The 12,615-nt window shown below is 47.8% G+C and carries 5 protein-coding genes and 1 pseudogene; 2 read left to right on the forward strand and 4 right to left on the reverse strand.

Features of this window, described 5'->3' with window-relative positions; all coding sequences use genetic code 11:
- Positions 1-49: 49 nt before the first annotated feature.
- Positions 50-3,346, reverse strand: coding sequence for a PAS domain S-box protein (locus tag V2H45_RS10905; protein ID WP_330483674.1), 3,297 nt, complete (start codon positions 3,344-3,346; stop codon positions 50-52).
- 503 nt (positions 3,347-3,849) lie between these two features.
- Between V2H45_RS10905 and V2H45_RS10910 the strand changes: the two are divergent.
- A pseudogene (locus tag V2H45_RS10910) lies at positions 3,850-4,392 on the forward strand (alpha/beta hydrolase); the annotation flags it as partial.
- A gap of 153 nt (positions 4,393-4,545) precedes the next feature.
- Here V2H45_RS10910 and V2H45_RS10915 read toward each other — a convergent pair.
- The 3 genes from V2H45_RS10915 to V2H45_RS10925 all read right to left on the reverse strand — a co-directional run bounded on the left by V2H45_RS10915 (position 4,546) and on the right by V2H45_RS10925 (position 8,689).
- Positions 4,546-6,174 (reverse strand): mucoidy inhibitor MuiA family protein, encoded by a 1,629-nt coding sequence (locus tag V2H45_RS10915; protein ID WP_330483676.1) that lies wholly within the window; start codon positions 6,172-6,174, stop codon positions 4,546-4,548.
- A 34-nt stretch (positions 6,175-6,208) separates the two neighbouring features.
- Positions 6,209-8,428: a DUF4139 domain-containing protein gene (locus V2H45_RS10920; protein ID WP_330483677.1), complete on the reverse strand. Its 2,220-nt coding sequence runs from the start codon at positions 8,426-8,428 to the stop codon at positions 6,209-6,211.
- Between the two features lie 117 nt (positions 8,429-8,545).
- Entirely contained in the window at positions 8,546-8,689 is a 144-nt protein-coding gene (locus V2H45_RS10925) for a hypothetical protein (protein WP_330483678.1), read from the reverse strand.
- A gap of 328 nt (positions 8,690-9,017) precedes the next feature.
- Here V2H45_RS10925 and V2H45_RS10930 point away from each other — a divergent pair, with 328 nt between their 5' ends.
- The gene (locus V2H45_RS10930) at positions 9,018-12,563 is read left to right on the forward strand and encodes a tetratricopeptide repeat protein (RefSeq protein ID WP_330483679.1); all 3,546 of its coding nucleotides are present in this window, start codon (positions 9,018-9,020) and stop codon (positions 12,561-12,563) included.
- Positions 12,564-12,615: the final 52 nt, after the last annotated feature.

The raw sequence follows: 12,615 nt of genomic DNA on the forward strand, positions 1-12,615 counted from the left end.
AGGGAAGAGGAAAACCCTGTCCACAACTTGTTTTTATTTCCCAACAACTCTAATCATTGGCGCCTACTTCAAGGCATTTCTCACGATCGCCCACCATGGCTAATGCGGTAAGTGCGATGATTGGTAACTTCTTGGAATAATTGCTGCGTATCCATGCGATCGCTTCTAGTCCATCGATACCCGGCATTTGAATATCCATCAGTACCAAGTCAGGTTTTTCCGATTGTACGAGTGCGATCGCTTCCTCTCCATTCTTGGCGAGAACCACGCGATATCCCTTGGCTTGCAGATAGCCTGAAACTGTAATGATATTGGCTTCGTTATCTTCTGCCATCAAAATCAGAGGAGGTGAGTCTGTCTTTCCAATATCGCCAGCATTTCCAGATGGAGCGATAGGTGTATACCCCTTGCGCGGCAATTCTTTGGGCATTTGGGCTATGCTCTCAGTATAAGGAAGTTCGATCGCAAAGCAACTACCCTTTCCTACTTCGCTCGTGACACGTACCTGACCACCATGCAATTCCACAATTCCTTTAACTAAAGATAGACCCAAACCCGTACCCTCATATTTGCGGTTGAGGGCGCTATCCACTTGAATGAACGGTTGGAATAGTTTTTTGAGATCTTCAGCCCCTATGCCTATGCCCGTATCGATGATGGCAAATCGTACCCAATGGAGGTGATTTTCTGTGCCATCTACCCCATTTTCTAGGGTGACCTCTAGGGTGATGCTGCCTCCCTCTGGGGTGAACTTAACAGCATTGTTGAGTAAGTTGATCAGCACTTGGCGAAGGCGACGCTCGTCCACGATCAAATCGGGTAGAACGGGGGCAATTCTCTCCTGTAACTTCAGTTGTTTTTGCATAGCCTGCTGTTTGATAAACACCAAACTGGACTGACAGAGATGTTTGATATTGGTCGCAGCGCAGTCTAAGGTGACTTTGCCTGATTCTATTTTGGCTAGATCGAGGATGTCGTTAATGAGTTCTAATAAGTGGTTGCCACTGCGTTCGACCGTTCCTAAGATCTGTTTTTGTTGCTCGTTGAGAAATCCAAACACTTCATCCTGTAGCCCTTCCGTGATTCCCAAAATCGCATTGAGGGGGGTGCGAAGTTCGTGACTCATATTGGCGAGAAATTCATCTTTGAGTCGGGTGGCGCGTGCGAGTTCTTGGCTGGTTCGTTGTAGTTGTTCCTTGGCTTGCTTGCGATCGCTAATATCTTGAAAAGTTCCTACTATGGCAACGACATTGCCCTCCAAGTCTCGTAGGGGAATTTTGTTTGTTTCTAGCCATCGCTGTTCGCCTGTAGGTAAGGTGATCGTTTCTTCAATGCTGAGCTTCGCTACACCAGATTCCATCACTTGGCGATCGTCGGCACGATAGCTGGTAGCTTCAGCCTCAGTGTAGCAAAAATCAAAGTCAGTTTTGCCAATCACTTCCAAGGGGGATGTTAGCCCTGTGGTACTGCTAAAGAGTTGATTGCAGCCTAAATAGACCGATTGGCGGTCTTTCCAAAACACAGCCAGAGGAAAGACATCAAGAACGGTTTGCAGGAACTGTTGTGATTCGCGTAGGGTATTTTCTGATTGTTTGCGCTCGCTAATATCGTGAAAGATACCCTGAATGATTGGCTCGCCCTGAATCTCAATCACCGAGGCAGTAATATCAATGGGAACGAGGCGACCATCTTTACAGAGAAAATTAACATCTGACACTTGAAAAGTCTGTTGGTTTGCTAAACTCTCAAATGCAGCGGCGATCTTAGGCAATTCTTGCGGCAAGTGTAGTTGGGTAAAGTGCATAGAGACAAGTTCCGCACAGCTATAACCCAATAGCTTTTCTGCCTTACGGTTAGCCTCTAATAGCTTCCCCTGTCGATCGGCCAAAATAATCGCATCACTTGCCCCATCCATCAGGGCGCGGTAGCGGGCTTCTCGCTCTTGTAACTGCTTCTCAGCTATTTTGCGCTCCGTAATATCTCGAAAAATGGCGCGCGTTGCCACGGGGCGATCGCCAACCATCCGACAGTTAATGCTACCCTCTACGATGATTTCTTGCTGCGTCTTGGTTAAAAAGATTAGTTCCACTCGCTCCATCGTGCATATTTTGCCTAAAAGCATTTGGCCGATCGCTTCACGACAGTGCTCCTGACTACTTGGGTGTAGAACATCAAAAATTGTCAGTTTTTCAACTTCTTGGGCAGAGTAGCCCAGTGCCTTTCGCCAAGCATTGTTGACATATTCAAATCGTCCATCTGCTAACAGAACACTCTGAACCAAGTCATTGGCATTATCAAAGAAATCCTGAAGCTGAGCTTCTCTCTCTTGCAATTCGACCGTACGGAGCGCAATTCGCTGTTCTAGTTCAGCATTGAGATACTCTAAGGCTTGGGTTGCTCTGAGTCGGTCGGCTTCGGCTTGTTTGCGATCGCTAATGTTCGCGATCATGCCAATTACCCCGATTTCCTCTCCTTGACTGTTTAGCAACCATTGATTGCGATCTTCAACCCAAATGTAATGACCTGCTTGATGTCGCACGCGATACTGAACAAAAAAGGAGGCTTTGTCAGCATGGGATCGTTCGATCTTTTGCCGAAAATATGTTTGGTCTTCCGAATGAATCAAATCTATCCAACCCGCCAAATGGAGAGGCATCGCTGAGGGTGGGTAGCCCAAAATCAACTCTGTATTCGCGCCCCAAATGATGAAATCGCGTGGGAAATGATACTCATAGAGAATTTGTCCGCTGGCTCTCTCTGCTACTTCATGTCGGTTGTACCATTCAGACAATACTATCACATGCTCTAGGCTTTGAGTTTGGGCTTGTTGCTGTTCTTGTTGTACCTGTTGATAAGCGATAGACTTTTGAATCGCGATCGCGAACTGCACCGAGATATGTTGCAATAGGGTTATATCTTCCGACTGCCAGTCTCGATCGTCAGAACATTGATGTGCGATCAGCAGCCCCCATAATTTTCCTGACCCGTGAATGGGCGCGACAATACTTGCTTTAACCCCATACTGCTCTAGGAATTGAATATGACAGGCGGTGTAGCCTGTGGTGTAAATATTGTTAACCGCGATCGGCTCAGGACTGAAGCGGGATGTGGTTTGTGACTGAAAGCATGAATCTTTGATGTGGGTTCCCAGAGCTGAAAGAAAGTTATCGCGCACAGATTCAGCAATAACTATGCCACTCCTATCTGGCTGAAACTGGCATACCAGAACGCGATCGCACGCCAAAAATGACCGTACTTTAGGAACGCAGGCAAATAAGATCTCTTGGAGATCGAGGGAGTTACAAATATGATTAGAAATTTCGAAGATTAATTTTTCCCGTTCCACCTTTCCCCCCAGAGAAGTTTACGTTAAATTGTCCCAAATGAAAGACGTTGAATTAATAAAAACAAAATGAGATAGATATATTAATGTTACAACTCTGACCGCAAAACCAAATTCAATCCATAAATTGCTCAGCCAATCGTTGATTGATTTGACCTCAAATTATAATCATAAGCCAATATTTTTCAATGTATAGTCCCCATGAGCGCAATCACCCGACAGGGTGAGGAAATTTCTGCATTACATGGCTTCTCAGACCCATCTCTGTTCCTCGAATATAGGCATTGCTACCCTGACTCAATCATCCTTGGAATGTTCTGCAAATCCTATGCAATGAATTAGGAGGTATCTTAAGTAATGGGTATGAGCGATTACCTTAACCAAATAGAAAATCTCAAGTGTCTCAATGCTAGCCATTACTACTCAAGTTCTGCTATTTGCTGCAACAACAATTTACCAAGCGATCGCTTGCAAACTTGAAGATTGCAGGTCACCTCTTGGCAAACTATCTCACAGATGGTCTGCATGAAGTGGGAATGCTGAATATGCCTTTTCGATTGAAGGCTTTGAAACTCTTCTTTGTAGCTGGTTTCATAATGTCTATCCTTGGCTCAGTACTTGGGATAATTCGACTCTTAAAAACAGCCAAAGTCTTTGAATGGCTCAAGCCTGAATTGCGAAAGTTGCATAAGGATGCCCTCGATCCGATCAAACGTTCCTTTTGTCGCCCGAAACACTGGGTGACCATGAGTCAGGAGATGTTAAACCTAGATGCTAGCGCTGATCAGGTCAGTGGGGCAAATCAGTTTGGGGCGATGCCTATCGTCAGCATTCAATCCGCTTCTTTTTTTCAGCCTTCGTTTTGGACTGCTTTGATACCGTTGCAAAGTGCGAATCGATTGCGAGAGAAAATGCATCTAGAACTTCTAAAACTATCAACCAATTGCGTCCATCTTCAAGCGGATAAAAGCGGGCATTTTGTCTGGGTCGATCGACCTGATGTCATGATTGATGCTGTAAAAATTGTTTTAGAGAAAGTCGATTCTTAACCCTCACCCCTCACCCTTAGCTCCTAGCCCCTAGCTCTCAGAGCGAGGGGAATAAAACCCAAATGGGGGCTTCACCCATCATCTAGTTGGGGACTTGTAGTTGGGGGACTTGCCCGAAATCCCTTCTATGCTCTATATAGAGCATAGAGAAGTTCAAAATCCTTGGACTTCAGGGGAAGCTGAGATTGTATAAGCCAATCCTGCCAATCTTTGCGAGTAGGGAGGTAGGTGTAACTGCCAAGTGCAGAAACCATTGGCATCGGGCTGAACGGCATCGGTGCTCAAGGGCGACAATACCTCCACTTGAATGTGTTCGAGTTCAGAAACGGGAACGCGCTCAGTGGTCACTAGGGTTTTGGGGCGATCGCCAATATTAGAAAGATAGAGCGTTATGTTTTTAGTGATAGTCATCCATTTTGTTAAGTGGTTCTCTTCGCGCTTTTGCGATTCCGTCCGTTGGACTCTGATTGCGGCATCCACCCCCCAGCCTAGGGCAAATTTCTCTTTGGATGCGATGAAGTTCACAGAGGTTTTTCCGATAAATTCGGTAGATTTCACCAAGTCCACAGGCCCTGCTAAAATCGGGAAATTAGAACTATTGGATTGTTCGCTTTTTAGCACGACTTGACAGGCAATTTCTGGCATCAGCACATATTCGATTTGGGTGGGCGTACTAAACTCAAATAGTGGGATGCGATAGGGGCGACCGTCGGAAGGTACAGTGGCTTTACTGGCAGGACGCAACGTCCGAACTTCACCGCCATCCTCGACCCCAGGCAGTTCGATCGCATTATCACTAGCAGCACTCGTTCCCAGCCCAGCTTTTTGAATGACGCGATCGCGCATTTGGATGGCAATGCGTTTGGGCTTTTCTTGCACGGCGAGCATATCGTCGCTGAGTAAGGGTGGCTCTGTTCCTAGCGAGGAACGCGCGGTGGAAAAGACTAAATCTACATTTGTCCAGTCCTCGCCTGTATTTTGCCAAACACAACCATCGGTACGGAAGTTTAGAATTGAGGTTTCTACTGGATTTCCTTCTGTTTGCCCATCCTGAATTTGTTTCTCTTCAATTTGCCTTTCTTCAATTTGCATATGTGCTTGATGATAGGGGCGCCAGAGCGCATTGGGCACAACATAGTCAAAGCTCAGTTCGTATTCACCTGCCTGTGGAATGGTTAGGTCGGCTTCGAACTGGGCGGTATAAATTGTGTCGGGACGCGATTGTTCGATCAGACGTCGGCGCAGGCGATCGAGGGTTTGCCATAGCTGCTTTTGAGCCTGATGGGTCTGAAATAGTTCCATGCGCGTCTCGCGGATTTGCTGAAACAGGGTTTGGAATTGCGATCGCCATGCCATCGGATCGACCTGTCCCCACACGGCATCTATCGGCATTTCTTGAACGGCTTTAAAGACAATATGGCTCAGTTGAGCAAAGCGTTCCTCTAACTGCATCACATCTTCGCTATATTCGTTGAACTGAATCCGATGCGATCGCCATTCTTCGTACAGTTGCCCCAGTACTTCCTGTTGAATCTCTTCACGATTGCGCAAACGTCGCCGCACCCGCACATCGTTCACCCTCGCTGCGGTGGTGCGATCGCGAAATTCTGCCCGTAACGATTTGTCAGATAGAATGGGTGCAACGCGATCGACGGTGATGCGCCACAGCCCCTCTGACAATGTAGCCTTACCTGTTCGCTGTACCTGCGCTCGATCTTCTAACAAGGTAACTGTCGTTACGGGCGCGTCTAAGGTGAATAGTTGAATATCCTCGATTGCCATATCATTATCTCTTTGCGAATATCAAGAAAACAGTTTATTCTTCGCGACGGTTGCCACCCACCAGTTCGCTATCGATAAAGGTTTTGGCCGTATAGCTAGCTTCTAGATTCAGATCGCGATTGGCAGGGATCTGCACTTGCCAGCGATAGCCTCCCTCAAGGACTCGCCCCCGTTCCTCTTGACTGTATTTCTGCCAAGGCGGCGACACTTGGGTGATTTGCACGTCCACTTTTGCCTCGGGTTGAGGCACAGGAATGCGATCGCGGACTTCTATGGCAATCTCGCGATCGAGGCGGTTGGAGATCGCAATCTGAATGCTATGTCTCAATTCGTTAAAGGCTACCAAGGTCTCACCCGATCGCACCTCTCCAAAGGTGGTATTCCGAGCTACCTTGATGCCTTGTTCGACACCCAGACCGAGTTCTATTTTTCCTCGAGGTGGAATTGTGGGAATCTGGGTTAAGAGCACATATTCGCCATCGACGTAAACATCTGCTGCGCCGCGCAACAACGGAGCCTGCAAGGGATTCTGCAATTGTGCGATCCGAAACACATTCGTATCTTCGCGAGGAACGACGACATAACGCACATCGACATCGGCAGTTTGGCTGGTTAAAGCCACGGAATGGAATTGTCCGTCTGAGGGAATGTCTACACGTCCTTGCCCCACATAGGTGTAGTCAAAGGAATGTGCCTCTTGTCTGACATTCGCACTCTTGGCAGGTAAACTCAGCGATCGGCAGGATATGGCAAGTTGGTTAGCCTCTTGCACGGTCTTCATGACGTTAAAGTAAAGCGTCACAGGCAATCGCCTGAGAATTTCGAGATAAGTTGTTACTTGACTTCCTATAGTTAGCTTGCCTCGTTGCTGCGGCTCGTCGGGCGAACCCAAGCGCATCCAAGCGTAATCGATCGCTTCCACTAAACTGCGATCGCCTTCGGGTTCAGGAGAATACACTTCCTGAGAAGTAAGAGCTTTAGCCTTTTGGGGTGCAGCCATACTAACCCGAGATAAAAGTGTAGATGCTGGTTGTGGTGAAGGGGATGAAAATGAAGCTGTCATCACCTCCATATCAGAAAAGTCATCAGATGGTGATGAAATTCCAGCCCCCGCCGCAAATGAGTGTCTGTTTTGAAGGCTCTTTGGGAGGTCAGGAATATGAGGAAGTCCACTTGGGATCTGAGATTTTTCGATCTCGCTTAGTTTTGTGAATTTTGGGAGTTCCAATGCTTCGTAGGTAGATCCACGAGCGATCGCGATCGAAGCTTCTTTCTTTTGACGTTCGTAGTCTTCAAATAATACTTCCGCACCAGCGGGAACGCTGCGCCACCCGAGTTTACGAGGCTCAGGTTGCGCTCTTCCTAGGCGTAAAGATGGGAGTTCGGGAAGCTCGCACCATGTGGTGGGTATGGCGGTCGATAGCTCTAAATGCACGCCAGTCCAATCTTCATGGGTACGCTGACAAATTAGGGCGCGCACGGCGATCGATGCGGTATTGGTGGCACTATCCAAACGGCAGATATAGGTTGGAACCCACCGCGCTCCGGGAATGAAATATTCCAAAACAAGCTGGCAGGAAGCCCAGTCGAGGGATAGCAGAGCGGTGCGATCGCGGCAGGCTAATTTGGCGATCGCGGTTTTTCGCAGTTCGTGTGCCTTGACGGTTCTAGCGCTAGAGGCAAGAGCTTGTTGCTGTTCGAGTTCGCGGAGGTGCTCTTGGGCGTCATAGAGTTTTGCTTTTACCTCGCGTTTTTCCTGCACGCGCAACCGTAGTTGTTCGTTCTTAAAACTTTCTAAAACTAACCGCGCTCCCGTGGGCGAAGAGGGTGGGGCTTTGCCCGGCTCTCCTTCGGGGCGATCGGGTAAGGCTAAACCTTGCAAAATTGAGATTTCATTCTCGATCAGGGCAAGTAGGTTATGCTCTAAGCGATCGACTTCAATCTGTGCTGCCTTAATCTCATCTTCGAGGGATGCCATTTGCTCTTCAGGCGGTGGTGGAGCGGTTAAGCCAATGCGAACATCGGTTACTAGTAGGGGAATTGCGGCATCCGACAATGATTCCACTCGTAGGCGCAGGCTACTGTCATCTAGGGCTAATGGCAAGCCTGCAATCTCTACTTCCGCAAATTCCACGGTAGAGCGATCGCGTTCAGCCCAAGAAATCTCAGGGAAAGCCGCAATGCGCGTGATGGTCGAGCCATCGCTGTAGACTTTAACTTTATCAATTTTAGAAACTAGGTTTGCGATCGCCATAGCTTTAGATGTCCTGACAAACTTTGATTTAATGTTTCGATCCCCTGCTCGATCGAGCAGGGGAATTGGGGTGTATAGCGTTTCAGGTTTTCCGATCTCGAATTAACGCGATCTAGCTCAAGAACTGTTATTTTCCTTGAGCTTTTTCCGTAGCATCTGGGTTTGTTTCCTGAGTTGACGCACTCTGGCGGAGCCACCTCTGCCCTTGTCATTACGACCTTGGCTGCGAGGAGATTCCCATCGTTTGAGTCTCTCTGCCATATTATTTTCCTCATGAGAATATTGTTATCTTACCCCCGATCTTTTGAAATCTCATCCTTCTTAAAGGCTGAACTATTTTCGATGCTTGACCTCTTCCCCCAGCCCCTTCTCCTGCAAGGAGAAGGGGAGTTAGAGGGGTTTAGGGGAGAGGGTTTAAGGTAAATTCAGGTTAAGGATTTCGGAACAAAGCAGGCAGACTGGCTGGGGGGGATCCGTCGGATGCATATGGCGTTTCAGGTTTTCTTATCCCGAACTGACATTTTTTAGGGCGTTCCATGTCAGATCCGTCGGTCGGTTAAACTGAAAGTAGAAATATTGTAGTGGTGCTATGTCTGTCATTCAGATTCGGGAAAAAGAGCAAATTGAGGATGGCTTTACTGTAACCCTGAGTATTGACGGGCAGGATTATGGCGGCGCGATCGCGATTCTCGCACCCTTTGCGGCGGAGCCTCAGAAAGAAGCCAATCTGGGTTGGTATTTTGAGGAATGGCTGCGGATGCCCTTGGTGGATGCGGTCAGGGCGCAGTCGGCGGCGGAGAGCGTGCGCGAGTATGGCGTGAGTTTATTTGAGCAGGTGTTTCGCGATCGCAAAGCCTACAATGCCTACGATCGCCTGCTGTCTAATCTGATGAATTTGCAAATTGAGATTATTGGTGCATCACCAGAGTTTCAGGCTTGGCACTGGGAGTCACTCTGCGATCCTGAGTTGCCGCGTCCGTTTGCGGTGGACTGTGCGCTCGTGCGGAAATATACGCGCCCCACAGCCATGCCCGCACAGGTGAAACCCTCGCCCGTGGTGAACGTGTTGCTAGTCGTGGCGCGTCCCGACGAAGAGGATGATGTTGGCTATCGCACGATTTCGCGCACGTTGGTGGAACTGGTTGATTCGGCACAATTGCGGGTGAATGTGGAGATTTTGCGTCCCGCCACGTACAAAGCTTTGGTGGAGCGTTTGACAGAGCGCGGTGCGGGTTACTATCACATTCTGCATTTTGACGGACATGGGGCATTGCTGACCTACGCCGATTACAAAATGGGTCTGAAGCGCAATCGCTATCTCTATCAGCGCGGCTATGGCTTGGGCGATCTGGGGGAATATGCGGGGAGTAAGGCGTTTTTATTTTTTGATGGCGATAAAAAGGGACAGGCTGTGCCCGTGGAGGCGGCGGATTTGGCGGGCTTGCTGACGGGGAAGCAGATTCCTGTCTGCATTCTCAATGCTTGTCAGTCGGCAAAGCAGTTAGATTATGCTAACGAAACCAGTCTGGGCAGTCAGTTGATGGCGGCGGGAATGCAGGCAGTGGTGGCGATGGGCTATTCGGTGACAACGGTGGCGGCGAAGTTGTTAATGCGGCGGCTCTATGAGGAGTTGTTTGCCAATCGGGATTTCTATCGCGCCGTGCGCATGGGGCGGCAAGAACTGTTTCACGATAGGCAGCGACGGGGATATTTTAATACGGCTATTACCTTAGAAGATTGGCTGTTGCCCGTGGTCTATGCCAGTAATGCTGTCGATCTGAATTTATGCGAATTTACCCCTGCGGAGGAGGAGCAATATTACGAGCGGCTGGGCAGTCTCTATCGGTTTGAGCCACCCAACTATGGCTTTGTGGGGCGAGATCTAGAAATTCTCAAAATCGAGAAGGCGTTGCTGAAGTGGAACGCACTGCTGTTACGGGGTATGGGTGGCACGGGTAAGACGACGCTGCTCAAATATTTGCATCAGTGGTGGGTCGCGACAGATTTTGCCAAGGATGCGTTTTATTTCGGCTATGACGAGAAGGCATGGACGCTGGAGCAAATTATTTTTGCGATCGGCAAGCAGGTCTATGACAGGTTTGAACAAGCCAAGTTTGCGGCGATGAATTTGGTGGCGCAGTTGCAAAAACTGGTGCAAAAGCTGAAATCTGAGAACTACGTGCTGATGCTGGACAATCTGGAGTCGGTGACGGGGCAACAGTTGGCGATTATGAATACGCTGAATGAGTCTCAGCAAAACGATTTGCGTAATTTTTTGCGGCAGTTGGTGGGCGGTAAAACCAAGGTGGTGCTAGGTTCGCGCAGTGGCGAGGAATGGCTGAAGGATGTATTTAAGAGCAATATCTACGGCTTACAGGGTCTAGATCTGGAAGCGAGAACGCTCTTGGCGGATCGGATTTTAGAGCAGCATGTCGCCCCAGAACTGATCGAACCAGTACGGGCAGATGAGGATTTTAAACGTTTAATGAAGGTGCTGGCGGGATATCCCTTGGCGATGGAGGTGGTGCTGGCAAATCTGAAGCGACAAACACCGAAACAGATTTTAGCAGCGTTGCAAGCGGCGGATATCGATCTGGATAAAGGCAGCGATAAGGATGGTGGGGATAAGACTTCGAGTATTCTCAAATGCGTGGAATATTCCCATAGCAATCTCTCAGAGTCTGCCCAAAAACTACTGCTTTGCCTCGCGCCTTTTAGTGGATTTATCTGGCGTGATGCACTTCCCAACTATGCGGCGGAATTACAGAAGTTGGAAGCCTTTCAAGATTATGATTTTGCGAATTTTGAGGGCGCACTTCAGGAAGCGATAAATTGGGGCTTACTTTCGCCAATGATGGCTGAAGATGAACGCTTCTTAACGATTCAGCCTGTCTTTCCCTATTTTTTGCAGGTGCGATTGAATGAAGTAGAAGCTACAACTCGCGAAGCCATGCGCGAAGGTTTTAAAATTCACTATCGCAATCTGGCAAGTTTTTCTAGCAATTTGATGCGTTCTAAAGACTCGCAGGAGAGACAGCTAGGCATTTTCATTTGCCGACTAGAATACGAAAATCTCTATACTGCGCTGAGAATCTCGCTAGACAAGCAAGAAAGTATCAGTATTTACTTCTGCCTCGACAAATATTTTGAAGTTATCAATAATTCCGAAGGTTGGTTGAAGATAGCAGAACAAGTAAATCAAACTATGGAAAAATATCCATCTAAACTTATTGAAGGTGAGTTAGGAGAAGAGGTAATGCTCGTTCTTGAAAGCCTATCTAATACATATCTACGGACAAATCAATACGAGCAATCAAAGCTGATTTCTGAGAAAGAGTTAAAAGTCTTAGAATCTATTCAAACTCTAGGCGAAAAACGAAGAAGTCAATATAAAGCAACAATCTATCACCAGTTAGGTATTGCTGCCCATGGGTTACGGCAATGGGATGAGGCGAAACAGTACTACCTCAATGCGCTGGAAATAGGTGATCGCTATTCTCAGGCAAATACCTATCACCAGTTGGGTGGAGTTGCCCTAGAGTTGCAACAATGGGATGAGGCGAAACAGTACTACCTCAATGCGTTGGAAATTAAGGTGGAATTTAGCGATCGCTATTCTCAGGCAAATACCTATCACCAGTTGGGCAGAGTAGCCCAAGAGTTACGGCAATGGGAAGAGGCAAAACAGAACTATCTCAATGCGCTGGATATTTACGTGGAATTTAGCGATCGCTATTTACAGGCAGGCACCTATAACAATTTGGGTATGGTTGCCCATGGGTTGCGGCAATGGGAAGAGGCGAAACAGAACTACCTCAAAGCTCTGGAAATTAAGGTGGAATTTAGCGATCGCTATTCTCAGGCAAGCACCTATCACAATTTGGGAATTGTTGCCTTAGATACAGGAGAAATAGAAGAAGCTAAGCAAAATTATCTCATTGCACTGGAAATCTATCTAGAATTTAGAGATAAGTATAGTATTGAAACCTTTTCAATTCCAAGGCTTGCACAAATCTATCAATCCACCCAAAGCGATGACCTCCTCGCCGCGACCTCAAAGATTCTTGGTGTCAGCATAGATGACGTGCGACAGTTGTTCGCACAATCCGATACAACGCAAAACATTGACCCGTAGGGGTTTAGCATTTGCGTCACCATCCCAAAAAACACAACAGACATTTCGCTCC

The organism is Tumidithrix elongata BACA0141, from assembly GCF_036349135.1.
GTDB classification, from domain to species: Bacteria; Cyanobacteriota; Cyanobacteriia; order Pseudanabaenales; family Pseudanabaenaceae; genus Tumidithrix; species Tumidithrix elongata.